We start from the raw sequence: 16,684 nt of genomic DNA, 5'->3' as shown, positions 1-16,684 counted from the left end.
CGCGTCCTTCGACACCCGACGGGGTGTCGAAGGACGCGGCTCACGCATCCAGGACCCTCAGTCCTGGACCGGACGGGTCAGAGGATCGCCCCCGGGGTGTAACCGGCGGCCTCCGGGTGCTGCTTGACGATGTCGTCGACACGGCCGACGACGGCGGCGACCTGGGCACTCGCGGCGCCCGTGAAGGACAGCTTGTCCGCCATCAGCGCGTCGAGTTCGGACCGGTCGAGCGGGAGACGCTCGTCGGCCGCGAGCTTGTCCAGCAGGTCGTTGCGCTCGGCGCCCTGCTCACGCATCGCGAGGGCCGTCGCGACGGCGTTCTCCTTGATCGCCTCGTGCGCGACCTCACGGCCGACACCCGCGCGCACCGCGCCCATCAGCACCTTGGTGGTGGCCAGGAACGGCAGGTACCGGTCCAGCTCCCGGGCGACGACCGCCGGGAACGCACCGAACTCGTCGAGCACCGTCAGGAACGTCTCCAGCAGACCGTCGAGCGCGAAGAACGCGTCGGGGAGCGCCACCCGGCGCACCACCGAGCAGGACACGTCGCCCTCGTTCCACTGGTCTCCCGCCAGCTCCCCGGTCATCGAGGCGTAGCCGCGCAGGATCACCATCAGGCCGTTGACGCGCTCGCAGGAGCGGGTGTTCATCTTGTGCGGCATGGCGGACGAACCGACCTGGCCCGGCTTGAACCCCTCGGTGACCAGCTCGTGCCCGGCCATCAGCCGGATCGTCTTCGCCAGTGACGACGGCGCCGCCGCCAGCTGCACCAGCGCGGTCACCACCTCGTAGTCCAGCGACCGCGGGTAGACCTGGCCGACCGAGGTGAACGCCTCCGCGAAACCCAGGTGACCGGCGGTCCGCCGTTCCAGCTCCTCGAGCTTCGCCGCGTCGCCGCCCAGCAGGTCCAGCATGTCCTGTGCCGTACCGACAGGGCCCTTGATGCCCCGCAGCGGGTAACGGCCCAGCAGCTCCTCCAGCCGGTCGTACGCGACGAGGAGCTCGTCGGCGGCGGTGGCGAACCGCTTGCCGAGGGTGGTGGCCTGCGCCGCCACGTTGTGCGAACGGCCGGCCATGACCAGCTCGCCGTACTCACCGGCCAGCCTGCCGAGCCGGGCCAGCACCGCCACCGTACGGTCGCGCATCAGCTCCAGCGAGAGCCGGATCTGCAACTGCTCGACGTTCTCGGTCAGGTCGCGGGAGGTCATCCCCTTGTGCACGTGCTCGTGCCCGGCGAGGTCGTTGAACTCCTCGATCCGTGCCTTCACGTCATGCCGGGTGACCTTCTCGCGCTCGGCGACGGAGTCCAGGTCGACCTGGTCGAGGACACGCTCGTAGTCGGCGATCGCCGCGTCCGGCACCTCGATGCCGAGGTCCTTCTGGGCCCGCAGCACGGCGAGCCAGAGCTGCCGCTCCAGCCTCACCTTCTGCTCGGGCGACCAGAGCGTGGCGAGCTCGGCGGAGGCGTAACGTCCGGCGAGAACGTTCGGGATACGGGGCTTGGCGGGCGCAGCAGTCACGTGTACGGAGTCTACTGGCGATTCGTGCAGGCCAGCGCCATGGGGTGATTCGGAGGAAGCTACGAGGCGGACCGTGGGGAACGGCGATAGTCCCCGACACCCCCCGATGCCCCGACGTCCTCAGCCCTTCGGCGCCCTCGGTGTCACCGGTCGGAGTACGGCAGCAGTTCGGGGCGCTTCGGCGGCAGGCCGTCGCCCGAGGAGCGGCCGGTGAGACGGCGGCCGATCCACGGGAGCAGGTGCTGCCGTGCGAACCGGGCGTCCGCCACCCGGCGCGCCGGCCAGCTCGGCGGCAGCGTGGCCTCCGGGGGCAGCTGCCACTCGGGGTCCTCGGGCGGATACCCCAGCGTCTGCCACACCGCCTCGGCGACCCGGCGGTGCCCGCCGGCGGTCAGGTGCAGCCGGTCCACGTCCCACAGCCGCGGATCGCCGAGCGAGGGCGCCCCGTACAGGTCGACGACCAGGGCGCCGTGCCGTTCGGCGAGCTCGTCGACGCAGGCGAACAGTGCCTCCATGCGGGGCCGGAAGCGCTCCTGCACGGGCCCCTGGCGGGCCGGACTGCGCATCAGCACCAGCTGCCCGCAGTGCGGGGCCAGCCGCTCCACCGCCTCGGTCAGCAGATCCCGTACCAGGCCCATGTCGCACTTGGGCCGCAGGGTGTCGTTGAGCCCGCCGACCAGGGTGACCACATCGGCCCGCATGGCCGCCGCGGTGTCCACCTGTTCCTCGACGATCTGCCGGATCAGCTTGCCGCGCACCGCGAGGTTGGCGTACCGGAACCCGGGGGTGACGGCCGCCATCCGCGCGGCGAGGACATCGGCCCAGCCCCGGTACGTGCCGTCGGGCAGCAGGTCCGACATACCCTCGGTGAAGGAGTCGCCGACCGCGACCAGGCTGGTGTGAGTGGGGTTCGTCTGCATGGCGACAGAGATGATATCCCGTGCACATACCCGCCGGTCGGTCGGCGTCCCGTCCCGTTCCGCACGGTCCGTCGGGACGGCCCGCCCGGCTTCTCCCGCTCAGGCCCGCTGCCCGAACAGCTCCTGCAGCACGTCCTCCATCGTCACCAGCCCGGCCAGCCGCCCGTCCGCCCCGAGGACGGCCGCCAGATGCGTACGGCTGCCCCGCATGGCGGTGAGGACGTCGTCCATCGGCGTGTTCTCCCGCACCCGGGCGATGGGGCGCATGTCCCGCAGCAGGAACGGCATGTCGCGCGGTGAGGCGTCCAGGGCGTCCTTCACGTGCAGGTAGCCGACGATCCGCCGCGCCTCGTCCACCACCGGGAAACGGGAGTACCCGGACTGCGCCGACAGCTCCTCCAGCCCCTCCGGGGTGACGCCCACGCGTGCGTAGACCACGCTCTCCAGCGGCAGCACCACGTCCCGCACCGGTCGGCGGCCCAGCTCCAGCGCGTCGTTCAGACGCTCCTGCGCACGGTCGTCGATCAGGCCCGCCTCGCCGGAGTCCTTCACCATCTGCGCCAGCTCCGCGTCGGAGAAGGACGCCACGACCTCGCCGCGCACCTCGACCCGCAGCAGCCTCAGCAGCGTGTTGGCGAAGGCGTTGACCGTGAAGATCACCGGGCGCAGCCCCCGGGACAGCGCCACCAGCGGCGGACCCAGCACCAGCGCACTGCGCACGGGCTCCGCGAGCGCGATGTTCTTCGGCACCATCTCGCCGAGCAGCATGTGCAGATACGTCGCGAGCGCCAGAGCGATCACGAAGGACACCGCGTGGCCCGCGCCCGGAGGCACGCCCACCGCGTGGAACACCGGCTCCAGCAGATGTGCGATGGCGGGCTCGGCGACCACGCCGAGGACCAGGGTGCACAGCGTGATGCCGAGCTGCGCCGCCGCCATCAGCGCGGACACGTGCTCGAGGCCCCACAGCACGCTCCTGGCGCGCCGCTCGCCCTGTTCGGCGTACGGCTCGATCTGGCTGCGGCGCACCGAGATCAGCGCGAACTCGGCGCCCACGAAGAAGGCGTTGACGACCAGCGTCGCCAGACCGATCAGCAGCTGTACGACCGTCATCGCCGTGCCCCCTTCTCGCGCGCCTCGTCGTTCGTCCTGCCGTCCGGCTTGCTGCCGGCCTTCTCGCCGTCCTCACCGTCCGCCCTCCCGTCCGGCAGGCGCAGGCCGGCGAGTGGCGCGTGCAGCAGGACGCGCGCCGCGCGGCGGCCGCTCGCGTCCAGGACCTCCATCCGCCAGCCGACGACCTCGAGGGTGTCGCCGACGGCGGGGATCCGGCCCAGTTCGGTGGCCACCAGCCCGGCCAGGGTTTCGTACGGGCCGTCCGGCGCGCGCAGGCCGACCCGCGCGAGCTGGTCCACGCGCGCGGAGCCGTCGGCCGAGAACAGGGCGTGGCCCTCCTCGTCCGTACCGGTCCGGGCCAGCTCGGGCGTCTCGTGCGGATCGTGCTCGTCGCGGACCTCGCCGACGACCTCCTCGACGATGTCCTCCAGCGTGGCCACGCCCGCCGTACCGCCGTACTCGTCGATCACCACGGCCATGGTGCGCCCCTCGGAGAGCCGGTCCAGCAGCCGGTCGACGGTGAGCGACTCCGGGACCAGCAGCGGTTCGCGCATCACCTCCGACACGGGGACCCGGGCCCGGCGCTCGGCCGGCACCGCCAGCACGTCCTTGATGTGCGCGGTCCCGACCACCGAGTCGAGGGTGCCGCGGTACACCGGGAACCGGGACAGCCCGGTCGCCCGGGTCGCGTTCGCCACGTCCTCGCAGGTCGCCTGGACCTCCAGCGCGACGACCTGCACGCGGGGGGTCATCACGTTCTCCGCGCTGAGGTCGACGAGGTTCAGGGTGCGGACGAACAGCTCCGCGGTGTCGGCCTCCAGAGCACCCTGCTTGGCGGAGTGCCGGGCGAGGGCCGCCAGCTCCTGGGGGCCGCGCGCGGACGCCAGCTCCTCGGCGGGTTCCACACCGAAGCGGCGCACGATGTGGTTGGCCGTGTTGTTGAGGTGCGTGATGAAGGGGCGGAAGGCGGCGCTGAACCAGCGCTGTGCGTTGCCCACGTTCTTGGCGACGGCCAGCGGCGACGAGATCGCCCAGTTCTTGGGCACCAGTTCGCCGACCACCATCAGGAAGACGGTCGACAGAGCCGTGCCGATCACCAGTGCCAAGGAACTCGCCACCGAGGCGGAGACACCGATGTCCCTCAGCGGGCCGGAGATCAGTGCGGCGATCGACGGTTCGGAGAGCATGCCGACCACCAGGTTGGTGACCGTGATGCCGAGCTGCGCCCCGGAGAGCTGGAAGGTCAGGTTCCGTACGGCCTTGAGCGCGCCGACGGCGCCCCGCTCGCCGCGTTCGACCGCCCGCTCCAGCTCCGCCCGCTCGACCGTGGTGAGGGAGAACTCGGCCGCGACGAACGCGCCGCAGGCGAGGGAGAGCAGGATCGCGACCAGGAGAAGGAGCACTTCTGTCATCGGGCCGCTCCCGTCCCGTGGCCGGGCGGGAAGTGAACCACTGCGCGACGTCGCGTACGGCTCTGTCGGGGACCGCGATGTCGCGTACTACTGGGAGGCTCGCCCATGGGCGGACGCACACAACCTTTCATGGATGACCGAGTGACCCTCCTAGCGTAAAGGGTCAGCAAAGGTGTCCCGCGGGGTCACCCGACGTCCGCCGGCATGCCGGTCCCCGCCTCCGGCCGTCCTCCCGGGGAAGTCCGCCCCGGCGTCGCCGGCGTTCCTCCGGTGCGTACCCGGCGGCGTCCCACGCGCGGTGGGCGGTCTCATTGCGCCGCAGCGCCATCGCGTCCGCGCGGCGCCCGCCGAGCCGCACGACCCGTTCCTCGGCGGCGGTGGTCCGGGTGCACCGCGAGCCGGTACGGACGGCAGCGCCGGCCGTCGGGTCCTGGCTGCTCACAAACATCCGCTGCCCGTGTCTACAGCGGCTTGACCCAGCGCCGCCAGTGGCCCTCGCGCTGGTAGCCGGCCGCGGCCCACGTGTGGTGTGCCCGTTCGTTGGCCTCCAGGACCATGGCGTCGACCCGGCGCCCGCCCAGGGTGAGAAATCGTTGTTCCGCGGCTTCCAGCAGGGCGGTGGCGATGCCCTGCCGGCGGTGGTCGGGGTGTACGGCCAGCCGGTAGGCGGAGCAGCGCCATCCGTCGAAGCCGGCTATCACGGTTCCGGTGAGGACGCCGTCGCGCTCGGCGAGGAGCAGGGCTTCGGGGTCTCGTGTGATGAGGCGGGCCACTCCGTCGTGGTCGTCGCTGATGCTCGTTCCTTCCGCGGCGTCGTGCCAGAACCGCAGCACGGTGTCGATGTCCGGGAGGGTGGCGTGGCGGATGTGGAGATCGCTCATGGGGCGAGTCAAGCAGAGCGCCGACCTGTCCGGCGAACGGATTCCGTGCCTCCTTCCGACGACCGGTGTGGTCCTTTCCCGATGCGCAGGTCCGATGCGACCGGTGAGATCGGCCCGAACGACTCAGGTGGAGCCAGGGCTGTGCCCGGGCGACGGTCGTCAGGGCCCCTCGAGCCGGGCTGCCAGATCCTCGGGCAGGGCGTCCCGATTGGTACGGGTCACCTGGACGAGCGTGATGTCAGGGCGCTGCTTCAGGGCGTCGGTGAAGGGGTCACTGTGAGCGTGGACCGTGGCAATGATGTCGATGTCGGACTCGAACAGGCACCGGACCGTGTCCTGGAACGCGGCGCACGCCAGCTCCATGCGCCCGAGTTCGTCGATGAGCACGAGATCTCCAGGAGCGGGGTCCGCTGCGGCCGACCTGAGCGGCGGCAGCGCGAGCCGCTCCATGACGCCCGGATCGACGCCGTACCGGCCCACCCGCGGTGGTCCCGGGAAGTCGACATGGGCGAGCACGGCTCGCAGACCGCCCCCCAGTGTCTCCAGCGCGAAACCGCTCCGGGTACCGCCGTGCCGTATCTCCTCCGTGGTGAAGCCGACAGCCCCACGGGTGCGCAGGAGCGCTGCCAATCGGCGGACAATGGTCGTTTTGCCCGCGCCGGGGCGTCCCTCGAGCAGGATTCTCGTCGGCATCTCGTGCTCCATGTCAGGTCCGTCGTGCGGGAGCTCAGGTGCGTGGTGTTCGGCGACCAGGCGGCGATCCCCCGGCGCCGCGGTGGGGAGGACGACGCCGTCTCGCCACCGCCGGCCTGGTCGGCGGTGCCGGAGGGCACGCCGGAAGTTCCGGCCGGACGGGCTGGGGCGGACCGATGCCTCCGCCGGGGCACGGGGCGCACCGCTGCTTCGGCAAGGCTGCCGGGATGTTCGCCGGGGGCGCTCGGGGTCCCGCGTGCCGCATTGCTCACCACCAGGCGCGACCGGCCAGCAGGGTGTCCGTGGTCAGCTCGACGCGCTCGCCGTTGGCGTCGTGGCCGAACATGCGGGTGGGCGCGTTGAGCGCCTCGGTGTGGCTGGGATAGGTGAAGTAGAGGAGTTCGCCGCAGTGTTCGGCGGCGTCGTCCAGGAGTGACTCCTGGCAGGTGCCGAGGACCGTGATGCCGTGTTCCTGCGTGCACGTGGCCAGGGATCCGAGGACCTCCTGGCGGTGGTGCGTGCCGAGGGAATCGCCCAGTTCGTCGAGGATGAGCACGCGGCCGCGCGGATGGGGTGAAGCGAGGAGCGCGGCCAGGACCAGATGGATGGAGAACAGCTTCTCCTGCGCCGAGTTGGTGACGTTGTCGTAGGGCAGCAGGGGGCCGTGGGGAGTACGCCGCCAGTACGGTGTCACTTCGCAGCGCCACACGTCCTGCGGGGAGGGCGGCGGGGTGAGCGCACGGTGGAGTTCGGCACCGTACAGGCCGGCGTCGCGGTTCAAGGTGACGAGGGCGTCTTCGATGTCGTCCAGGGCCTGTTCGAGCCGCAGGGCGATGCTGCCCTGCATGGTGCGCAGGCTTTCACGAAGGTCGGCGACCTTCTGCTCGCCGAAGGCGATCCGGTCGGCGCGCTCGGCGCGCTCGGCGGCGATGCGCTGGGCGGCCGAGGCGTCGGAGTCGGCGAAACGATCGAGCCAATCCTGCAGAGCGCGGGCGGGCGATGCGAACGCGGTGGCATCGGCGAACGGGCGGTCGGCACTGTCGTCGCTGAGATCGCTGCGGCGTCGGACGGCGTCCTGGAGCGCGGCGGTCGGCGCGCCGGCACCGGTGTCGATGTCGATGCCGACCGCTTCGAGAGCGTGGTCGAGGCGGCGGCCGGCCCGTTGGCGCAGGGTGCTCTCGCTGCGGCGTTCGGGTTGTGGGGGCTGTCCGTTCCCGGCCACGGGTGAGGTCGTGGAGCGGCGCAGGGCGCGGAGGGCGGCTTCGCGGCTGCCGGCGTGTTCTTGCCAGTGGGTGATGTCGAGAGCGGCGATCTGCTTCTCGAGGGCTGCGTGTTGTTCGCCGGCCTGCCGTTCGACCGAGCGGGCCTTGTCGATCACGCTCTGGGCCTGAGCGTGCTGGAGAGCACGGGTCGCGTGGGCGACGACCGCTTGCTGCAGGGTGCTCTCGGCAGCGTCCCGTGCCTGCTCGCGCGCCGCGGTCTTGCGCTGGAGAGCGGCGAGTTCGCGTTCGAGCGAGGGGCGCTGGGACCGTAGGCGAGCGGCCGAAGCGGCGGCCTCCAGGCGCCGGAGCAGTTCCTCGCTCTGCGCTTCGGCCTCCCCGGCCCGGTCGCACAGCCGGTGCACGGCGGTGAGGTCCTGCTCCGCCCGTGCCACCCCGGTGCGGAGGTGGTCGACGAAGGCGGCTCGGCCGGTGAACGGTTCGGTGGACCCGCCCACCACGTACAGACCGAGGGCGTCGTCGACCGCCGTGTCCGGGCCGTGTTCCAGCCGCATGCGCGTGGCGAGGGCATTCAGGAAGCCCCGAACGGGGTCGTCGGCGTGTTCATTCGTATCGTCCGGTACGGCGATCAGGACGGCGCCCGGTCGGCCGGCCAGGGCTCTGCGGGCGGCGGGGACGTCGGATGCCCTGACGCACACGGCGTCGCCGTACAGCGCCAGGCGCGGCCCCCATGCGGGGCGCTCCTCCTGGGGCAGGCCGAGCCCGTCGAGCAGCCCCGTGGCGCTGATTCCCGCCGTGCTCAATGTGTCGGTCGTCCGTCCGGCGGGGCCGTGGCGTCCCTCTTCGGCCCGGGAGAGGTCGTCGCGGGCGTGCTGAAGCCGCATGCCGGCCTCGGCCAGGCGGACCTCGCAGGCGACGGTGTGCTGATGGGCCCGTTGTGCCTCGTGGCGGGCGTCATCGAGATCCCCCCGGGCCCCGGCCGCGGCATCCTCGGCTTCCTGGAGCGCCCGGTTGAGCGAGGCGAGCCGGTGACGTGCGCCGCACTCGTTCTCGTGGGCCAGATCCAGCAGCCGCTCGGCGGTCTGCTGGGCGAGTTCTGCCTCGTCGCGCCGGTGTTCCAGGCGCGCCGGGTCTTCGAGCGCGTGCTGAACGGCTTCGGCCGATGAACGCTCGTCCCGGGCTCGTTCGAGTGTCTCGGCCTGATCGTCCAGCGCGGTGTGCAGCCGCTCGACGCGCTCAAAAGCGTCGAGCAGCCCGCGTGCGTAGTGCAGGGCCCACAGATCCTGAGCGCGGGCGAGCTCCTCGCGCGCGCTGCTGCGCTGGGTGACGGTGCGCAGGACCCGCTCCTCGATCGCGTGACTGTCGACGTCCTCCGTCCGGCCGGTCTGCAGCTCGCGCTCGGCTTCGCTCACGTCGTGGCGCAGGGAGGCGTCGGTATCCAGCAGGAAGGCGCGGCCGGTGAGTCCGATCAGTGCGGTGCCGATGCCGGCGGGGGTGAACAGACCGGTGTCGAGCTTGAGCAGGGAGGGCCCGCCGCGCCGTTTTCCCCGGGAGGTCAGGAAGGCGAGGCAGCGGGGGACGGGGCCGTACAGGGCGGTCGCGTACCGGGTGGCTCCCAGCGAGGACGCCGACGGCAGTCCGCGGTGGATCTCGGCGGCCTGACGGTGGCGTTCGTCGTCGTCCCGGGCGGTGGCCAGGTGAATGCCGGGGGCGTGCCGGACCTCGACGTAGGTCGGAGTGGCGGACAGCTTCATCCATACGGTGTGGGCGGTGCCGGCGACGTCGTCCGGGGCGGCGAAGAGCCCGGCGATGTAGCCGGTGGTCGCGGGTGCGTAGCCCCGGGCGGCCACCCCGGCGGTCTGCGGTTCGAAGAGCAGGTCCGCGACGGTGGCCGGACCGCTGCTGTGCATCCGCCATTCCGGATCGCCGAGGAGCAGTGCGACGGAGGCCAGCCAGCTTGTCTTCCCGGACTCGTTCGCATCCCTGGGGCCTTTTCCGGAGACGGCGACGAAGCAGCCGGGGATGAGCCCGACCGCGGTGGAGGGGTGCCGGGCGATGTCGAACGTCTGGACGCACAGCAGTTGCCGGTCGTCGATGATCCCCAGGCTCATCGGGGCACCGTCCGGGGGCGACGCTTCTCGCGGCGGGGTGAGGGAGATCATGGCGCTGTCTCACGCAAGGGGCCGGGTCGGTTGCCGGGGTGCGGCTGCTCCTGGCGGCGTCGGCGGATGGCCCGTGCGTTCACGGAGTCGGGCCGGGTGACCAGCACCAGGTCCTCCCACAGCCGGGCGGACTGCGCGTCGGTGAGGCGCAGCAGCGCGGGGCCGGGCAGCAGGGTGCGGTGGAAGCCTTCCCGCAGCAGGCGTCGTGCCTTCAGGCGGCGTACCGCTGGACGGATGTGCTCGTAGGTGAAGTACGGGTTGGCGTACAACTCCTCGACGCTGGTGCCCGGGCCGTCCGTGAGCCAGGTCGCCGAGCCGTGCACACCGCGGGCTCCGGGGGCCGCCACGGTACGCAGCAGCACCAGCACCAGCACCGCCCGGTCCACCGGGGGCAGGACCCCGATGCCCTCGGCGGCCAGGCGCTCGGCCACGCCGTCCTCGTAGCCGCTGGTGAAGCCCTTTGTCCCGTGGTGCTCGCGGATCAGCAACACGCGGCCCAGCGCGGCCAGGCGACGGGCGACGACCGCCCGCAACGCATCGCTCTGCAGTGCGGGAAAAGCCTCGCGGGGCACGAGCCCGTCAGCGGTTTCCACCGCGGCCACAGCGGCCTGGACCTGTGCCTCGTCGTGGTCGGACAGCGGTGCCTCAGTCATCCTCGTCCTCCTCGATGTCCTCCCCGATCGGCGGGGCGTCCGCGGCGTCCCACATCGGCGGGGCGACGTCCGGGCCAGGGAGCAGGTCGTGGAAGCGCCGCATGGTCTCGGCGAAGGTGTCGGGCAGCGCCGCCACCGCCGGGCCCAGCCGCAGTCGGCGACCGTCGCGGATGATCAGCAACAGCCACTGCAGCTCGCCGTCGAGGGCGGCCTTGGCGAAGTTCACGTCCAGCCCGATGTCACCGGCCGTGTCCAGGATCTCGGCCCGCTCGAACGGACGGCCCGGGTACGGGGGCAGGCGTGGGTCCGGCCATGCCTGGGCCAGACACAGGGCGAAGGTGATCGTCTGGGTCGGGGTGAGCCGGGCGACCGGGTAGGTGCCCAGTTCCTCGGGAACCGGAGTGTCCGACCAGCCCAGCACGAGGGCACGGCCAGGCAGGCCCGGCCGGTTGACGGCACCGGCCGGTGCGGGCCACGGGCAGTCGCACTCCACCAGACGGCGCCCTGCGGCACGGGCCACCTCGTCGGCCTGCGCCACGAGGTTCGCCGGAAGCGGGCCGGGGAGGAGTGCGCCGCCCGCCCGGGCGGCTGCGAGGATCAGCGCCGCGTCAGGATTCCTCATCACCTTGTTCGCTTGCCACCAGGTCCGGCGGCGGCAGGACCGCCGGGATGTGTGTGCGGTGCACCGTGACCGGGTGCAGGTGGGTCACCCATGCCTCACGGTCGATGATCAGTTCGGTGCCCATCTCCAACCGGTACGGGGCGTGGCGATCGGCGTCCAGCATGATCAGGTCGGTCAGGAGCCGGACGGCCCGCGGCCACCGCGAGCGACGCAACTCCTCCGTCATCTCGGCCCGGTCCTGCTCCAGGAGCACGCGGTCGGCGGCCCGCTCGCGCCGTGCCCGTTCGTGCACCGCCCGCTCGGCCACCGCGCCGAACGGATCCCGGTCGGCAGACCCCTCGGGCACCGGGGGCCGGTAGCGCACCCGGTGACGAGGCACGAACGCCTCCAAGGCGTCCACCACAGCCCCGGGGTCGAGCCACACCTGCGGCGCATCGGTCACCAGCGCGAGGCCGGCCTCCGCGAGCTGCTCCGGCGGGGCGTTCCGGGCGGCCTCCAGGTACTCCTCGGCCGACAGGACGTCGAACGCCGACGTCGTCCCGGCGCGGTCCAGCACACGCAGCAGAGCCTGTGCGGCCCAGTGCGCGTACCGCTGCTCGGCCTCGACCATGACGACGGCCTGGTGGGCGAGGTCGACGTCCTTCGGGAAGTGGCGGTTCACCTCGTGGTTCAGACGCAGGACCCGATGGTCCAGGTCCTGATGGTGGTACTGCCACTGGTCCTCCATCAGCTCCTTCAGCGTGCCGTCGAGGACCAGCGCTTCCAGCTGCACGGCGAATGTCTGGAACACCCACCGGCAGAAGACGATGTTGTGGGCGACCGTTTCACGGTCAGGGTGGTCGCGGTCGAGAAGCTCCTGCGTACGGTCCAGCAGGGCGATCAGCTCGTCGATGCCGCCGCGGCTTTCCAGCCGGTCGCAGATCATCAGGAAGACCGCGCCGAGCGGATGGAAGGAGTGCCGCAGCTGGTGCTTCTTGGACCGGTGGGGACGAATGAGCCGCTCGTTCTCGAAGACCTCCCACCGGGACTCGAACGCCTCCACCGAATAGGCGGGAGAGGCATGCTGCGTGATCCACTCCCACACCTCGGCCTTCGTCGCCCCGCCCTGCGAGCTGTGGGCCGCGAATCCTTCCGCGATGTCCCGGGTGATCTGCCGATGCGCACGGTCGGTGACGGTGCTCCCACTGTGCCGGGCAGCCGCCCCCACAAACGTCCGCAGGTTGTCCGACTGCTGAGCGTCGCTCAGCCGCCGGTTCGCGTCGACATGGGTGTCGTCGTGCACGGGACTCACGCCATGCCCCCTTCGTACGGGGCCTTCCCATGTCATCATCCCCGCACCACGTGCGGCTTGCCAGCCGTGACCGGATGTGCGTGAGACGTCCACGCCGCCCCGGACCTTCGCCGGGGAGATCCGCCCACAGCGGAAGGGAGCTCCGCCGGAGTCGGCTCCCGCGCACGGTGCACGTAGGGGCGGGGACCGCACCGCCGGGCCCGCGGAAGGCGCGCTCAGCGCCCGGTGCACGGTGTTCCCGGTCGTCGGGCGGCGACCGTCGCGCGGACGCCTGCCCACAGCACGAGGGGGAGGATCCCACCGAGCCGGACTCTGGCCACTGCTTGTCGGGACTCGCGGACTTGTCGTCGAGGCCGGCCCAGGAACGACCACCGGCCGGAGAGGACCGCCTCCCAGATGCGGACGCCGATCCGGTGCCGCACCCGGGCGCCCGAGGTCGGCGGCGTCCGCGGGTGGTGATCGACCAGCGGCTGGAGGTCAAGCGCCCTACCGGCTCCGCGCAGCTCAGGGCGTCCTCGGCCTACGGAAGAATTACGGCCTGCCGTCGGGAAGCCGCCTGCGACAAGGCCATCGCGGTCGGCGACCCGTCGAAGTCCGGCTGCTCACAAACATCGCTGCCGGCCCTGTAGGGGCTTGACCCGGCGTCGCCAGCGGCCCTCGCGACGGTAGCCAGTGGCGTCCCATGTGTGGTGGGCCTGTTCGTTGGCCTCCAGGGCCTGGGCGGGCAGGTCGGCAAGGTCCACCTCGCCGCCGACCGGAAGTGCCGCCCGCCGGCGTTCGTCCTGACCGCGGGACAGGCCGCCGACAGCCCGCGGTTCGTCGCGGTCCTGGAGAAGGCCGAGGTGCGCGGGCCGGTCGGCCGTCCGCGCACCTCGGCCGGACGCGGTCGCCGCCTGTGGGGCCCACTCCTCCCGAAGCTGCAGTTCAGGAAGTACGGCAGCGGCGTCTACAGCACGGTCAAGACGGTCTACACGGCCTCGCTCGGCTTTCTGAGGACGACTACGACCGTGAAGGCCAAGGGCTACTGGCGAGGGTCGTACGCGGGCAGCACCACGGTCACGTCCGTCTCGGCCGCCGATGACTACGTCGCGTTGCAGTAGGGGACCAGGGGTGTCATGTCGGGCACGGGGACGATCACTGACAGTGAGTGCGAGAGCGGGTGGCCCCTGACAACTCAGGGGCCACCCGGTCAACCGGCCGGTGTCAGCCGGCGGGGGTGCCCTCGATGGCGCAGGCACGGCACGGGGGCTGGCCGCATGTGCACTGCATGATCGCTTCAAGGACCCCGCGGTCGTGGTAGAGGCACCCGTCCCCGCAGGTGTGGCGCGGAACGAAGCCGGCCTGGAGCTCGTCCGGCCACGGCTCCTCGCCTTCCCGGCAGCGGGCGAACCGCTCGGGGTCGGCGGCGTGCAGCTCCTGCATGCCCGTCCGGGCCTCGTTCTCCATCTGGCGCACCAGGGCCAAGGTGTTCTTGAGTTCGGCTGAGAGATCGGAGTACCGGTCGTCGCCTGTCCGCACATGGGCGGCCCGCAGAGCCATTGCGGCATTTCCCAGAAACCGTCCGGCGTCCTGGAGATCCGTGACGTGATGCAATTGAATGCCTGTCACGCCGCGCACCCACACGGCATCGCTTCTCACGTGTCCACCTTTCGGACTCTGGGCGCCTGTATCCCGTGCGGGTATGGCAGTACGCGGACATATCCCGCAGGTGCCTTCGTTTCTCGTCCGGGAGCCCGCTCGGGGCACCTCCCGCAGGGAGGTGATTCTGCGCCTGTTCCATGGACGTTAAAAGACGGCGGGCGAAAGCGTCCAGCCGTGTCGGAGTGAATCAGGCCACCTGGGGTGCTGGTGGACGTCGGCGGTGTTACTGGTTGGGCTGGTGGTGCTGGTGCGGGGCCACTCGGGACCTGATCCGGGTACCGGTGGCGTTGCCTCGCGGTCCGTCCGGGGTGCGGTGCGCAGGACGCCGGACGGGTCGGGCAGTCGGATGGGCAGGGCAAGGGGCCGCCGACGGCCGGAAGCGCTCCGGCCGTCGGCGGCCCCTTCGGCCCGGGCGGTGGGTGCCGCACCGGGCCTTGGTCGGGAGGGTGTGTGGCTCCCTCGTTTCAACAGGTCGCGGGCCTACGAGCTCACCGCGCACCGTCCGCGCTCCTCGGCCGTCGGGCCCTCCCGAGTCGGGCGGATGTCGAAGTCGAAGATCGCGGTGGGGAGGTAGAGCGAGCAGCAGGAGTTGGGGATGTCGACGATGCCGCTGATGCGTCCCTCGACGGGCGCGGACCCCAGGATCAGGTACGCCTGCTCGCCGCTGTAGCCGAGTTTCTTGAGGTACTCGACGGCATTGAGGCAGGCCCGGCGGTAGGCGACCGTCGCGTCCATGTAGTAGTTCGTGTCGGTGTCGTGGTCGACGGAGACCCCGACGAAGGAGAGGAACTCCGAGTACCGCGGCTCGACGTTGCCCGGCATGAAGATGGGGTTGGTGGTCACGCCGTACTTCTCCATGCCGCCCTTGATCAGGTCGACGTGGAAGTCGATGAACCCGCCCATCTCGATCGCACCGCAGAAGGTGATCTCTCCGTCGCCCTGGCTGAAGTGCAGGTCACCGGCGGACAGCTTGGCGCCGGGGACGAAGACGGGGCAGAAGACCCTCGACCCCCGGGTGAAGTTCTTGATGTCCTGGTTTCCACCGTTCTCCCGACCGGGAACGGTACGGGCGCCTTCCCGCATGATGCGGTCGGCGGCGTCTCCCGTGGCCGTGCCCGCGAGTGCATTGTCGGCGAGCGGAGGCAGGCCCAGCGGCGGCACCCGGTCCGGGTCGGTGTCGATCAGGGCCTGCTCGCGCCGGTTCCACCGCTGCAGCAGGTCGGCGGACGGCGCGGTGCCGAAGAGTCCCGGGTGGGTGATACCCGTGAAGCGGACGCCGGGAAGGTGCCGGGAGGTCGCCATCTGGCCGTGGAAGTCCCAGACCGCCTTGACGGAGTCCGGATAGTAGTCGGTGAGGAAGCCGCCCCCGTTGTTCTTGGCGAAGACTCCCGTGTAGCCCCAGCCCTGCCCCGGCGCCTCGCCCCTCTGCTGGGGGACCGGCCCGAGGTCGAGGATGTCGACGATGAGCAGGTCGCCGGGCTCCGCGCCCTCTATGCTGATCGGCCCGCTCAGCATGTGGCAGCGACTCAGGTCGATGTCACGCACATCGTTGGCCGAGTCGTTGTTGCCGATCTGCGCGTCGGTCCAATCACGGCACTCGAGGCGGAACTCGTCGCCCGGTCGCACCGTGGCGACGGTGGGGACATCCGGGTGCCACCTGTTGTGTCCGGGGACATCCTGATCACGCATCGACTTGGACTGGTCGACGCTGAAGACGACATCAGGCATGAGTGCTCCTTGTGCATTTCGGTACGGTGGCGGTCCGGGCATGACGCTTGAGGTCCAATGAGGGACGCGGCACGTCTGCCTGGTGACAGGGTCTTTTTGAAACACCTCCCTGCGGTTCTCCCGGTGGCGTCTCCCGAAGACGTCCGACTAGTAACCGCCGCCGCCCGCCGGGGTGCCCTGCGCCACCTCTGGCCTCGGCGGTGCCTGACGGCGGGTGAAGACCCACAGCCCTCCGAACACCACGACGGCGAAGGCTCCCAGCGCGATGGCGATTTCGTCGGTGTGCACCCAGTAACCGGCCAGCAGCAGATATGCAGGAATGACGCCGGTGACCCAGCCCTCGACGGCCGTGACCCAACCGACGTACTGGGTAAGGCTCTCCATTTTGAGCCCGAGCAGCAGGAAGAAGAGCATCCACAGGAACGACCAGTAGAGCCATATCGTCCCGAATGGATAATCCTTGAAGAGCCGGAAACTGACGAACGAGAAGCCCAGGGCGACGATGGACACGAAAAGCGAGTAATATCCTACGCCCGTCGTGTCCAGGCCCATGAGCAGGCCTACCCCCACATACAGGTATGTGAATCCGAAGAGGAATATTCCGGACGCCAGGAGGATTTTTCGCGGATCCCCGTTCGCGGCGATGATGAGATATGTGGGGGTCAGTACCTGCAGACCGCCTACGAACAGGTTGAAAATCGCGGCGGCCCGGGCGTCGACCTTTCCCAGGAGCATCATCCCGTTGAGGAACAGCACCGCGCCGACGAACAGCAGACCTACGTTAGCCACGGGGGACCACCCTAGTGCCCTAAGCGTTGGAGAGCGATT

Annotated in this window: 14 protein-coding genes and 2 pseudogenes; 2 read left to right on the top strand and 14 right to left on the bottom strand. The window is 70.9% G+C overall.

What is annotated here, in order from left to right:
- Positions 1–77: 77 nt before the first annotated feature.
- The 11 genes and pseudogenes from purB to AB0I73_RS32700 form a co-directional block, all read right to left on the bottom strand.
- Positions 78–1,520: an adenylosuccinate lyase gene (purB, locus tag AB0I73_RS32750; RefSeq protein WP_363043520.1), complete on the bottom strand. Its 1,443-nt coding sequence runs from the start codon at positions 1,518–1,520 to the stop codon at positions 78–80.
- Between the two features lie 143 nt (positions 1,521–1,663).
- Positions 1,664–2,440 carry an SGNH/GDSL hydrolase family protein gene (locus AB0I73_RS32745; protein WP_363043518.1) on the bottom strand — a complete coding sequence of 259 codons (777 nt, stop codon included), beginning with the start codon at positions 2,438–2,440 and terminating at the stop codon, positions 1,664–1,666.
- A 99-nt stretch (positions 2,441–2,539) separates the two neighbouring features.
- Positions 2,540–3,553, bottom strand: a complete 1,014-nt coding sequence (locus AB0I73_RS32740) for a hemolysin family protein (protein WP_363043516.1) — start codon at positions 3,551–3,553, stop codon at positions 2,540–2,542.
- Entirely contained in the window at positions 3,550–4,965 is a 1,416-nt protein-coding gene (locus AB0I73_RS32735) for a hemolysin family protein (protein WP_363043514.1), read from the bottom strand. Before AB0I73_RS32735 ends, AB0I73_RS32740 begins: the two co-directional genes overlap by 4 nt.
- Before the next feature lie 163 nt (positions 4,966–5,128).
- Positions 5,129–5,396: pseudogene (locus AB0I73_RS32730) on the bottom strand (hypothetical protein); the annotation flags it as partial.
- 30 nt (positions 5,397–5,426) lie between these two features.
- Positions 5,427–5,846, bottom strand: a complete 420-nt coding sequence (locus AB0I73_RS32725; protein WP_363043512.1) for a GNAT family N-acetyltransferase — start codon at positions 5,844–5,846, stop codon at positions 5,427–5,429.
- Between the two features lie 159 nt (positions 5,847–6,005).
- Complete coding sequence (locus AB0I73_RS32720; RefSeq protein ID WP_363043510.1) at positions 6,006–6,539, bottom strand: nucleoside-triphosphatase; 534 nt, start codon at positions 6,537–6,539, stop codon at positions 6,006–6,008.
- 268 nt (positions 6,540–6,807) lie between these two features.
- On the bottom strand, positions 6,808–9,870 hold the full coding sequence (locus tag AB0I73_RS32715) for a hypothetical protein (protein WP_363043508.1): 3,063 nt from the start codon (positions 9,868–9,870) through the stop codon (positions 6,808–6,810).
- Between the two features lie 47 nt (positions 9,871–9,917).
- Entirely contained in the window at positions 9,918–10,574 is a 657-nt protein-coding gene (locus tag AB0I73_RS32710; RefSeq protein WP_363043506.1) for a hypothetical protein, read from the bottom strand.
- On the bottom strand, positions 10,567–11,196 hold the full coding sequence (locus AB0I73_RS32705) for a hypothetical protein (RefSeq protein ID WP_363043504.1): 630 nt from the start codon (positions 11,194–11,196) through the stop codon (positions 10,567–10,569). Before AB0I73_RS32705 ends, AB0I73_RS32710 begins: the two co-directional genes overlap by 8 nt.
- Positions 11,183–12,487: a hypothetical protein gene (locus AB0I73_RS32700; protein ID WP_363043502.1), complete on the bottom strand. Its 1,305-nt coding sequence runs from the start codon at positions 12,485–12,487 to the stop codon at positions 11,183–11,185. Before AB0I73_RS32700 ends, AB0I73_RS32705 begins: the two co-directional genes overlap by 14 nt.
- A 452-nt stretch (positions 12,488–12,939) precedes the next feature.
- Between AB0I73_RS32700 and AB0I73_RS32695 the strand changes: the two genes are divergently transcribed.
- Both AB0I73_RS32695 and AB0I73_RS32690 read left to right on the top strand, forming a co-directional pair.
- Complete coding sequence (locus AB0I73_RS32695) at positions 12,940–13,116, top strand: hypothetical protein (RefSeq protein WP_363043522.1); 177 nt, start codon at positions 12,940–12,942, stop codon at positions 13,114–13,116.
- A 105-nt stretch (positions 13,117–13,221) separates the two neighbouring features.
- A pseudogene (locus AB0I73_RS32690) lies at positions 13,222–13,402 on the top strand (IS5/IS1182 family transposase); the annotation flags it as partial.
- A 288-nt stretch (positions 13,403–13,690) separates the two neighbouring features.
- Here AB0I73_RS32690 and AB0I73_RS32685 read toward each other — a convergent pair.
- The 3 genes from AB0I73_RS32685 to AB0I73_RS32675 form a co-directional block, all read right to left on the bottom strand.
- Entirely contained in the window at positions 13,691–14,026 is a 336-nt protein-coding gene (locus AB0I73_RS32685) for a hypothetical protein (protein ID WP_363043500.1), read from the bottom strand.
- A gap of 582 nt (positions 14,027–14,608) precedes the next feature.
- Positions 14,609–15,856, bottom strand: a complete 1,248-nt coding sequence (gene fmdA / locus AB0I73_RS32680) for a formamidase (protein ID WP_361462633.1) — start codon at positions 15,854–15,856, stop codon at positions 14,609–14,611.
- A 147-nt stretch (positions 15,857–16,003) separates the two neighbouring features.
- Complete coding sequence (locus AB0I73_RS32675; protein ID WP_363043498.1) at positions 16,004–16,645, bottom strand: AmiS/UreI family transporter; 642 nt, start codon at positions 16,643–16,645, stop codon at positions 16,004–16,006.
- Positions 16,646–16,684: the final 39 nt, after the last annotated feature.

The organism is Streptomyces sp. NPDC050388 (assembly GCF_040655635.1).
In the GTDB taxonomy this organism is placed as follows: Bacteria; Actinomycetota; Actinomycetes; order Streptomycetales; family Streptomycetaceae; genus Streptomyces.
The sequence above is the reverse complement of the archived record's forward strand: the minus strand, read 5'-3'. Positions and strand labels throughout refer to the sequence as shown.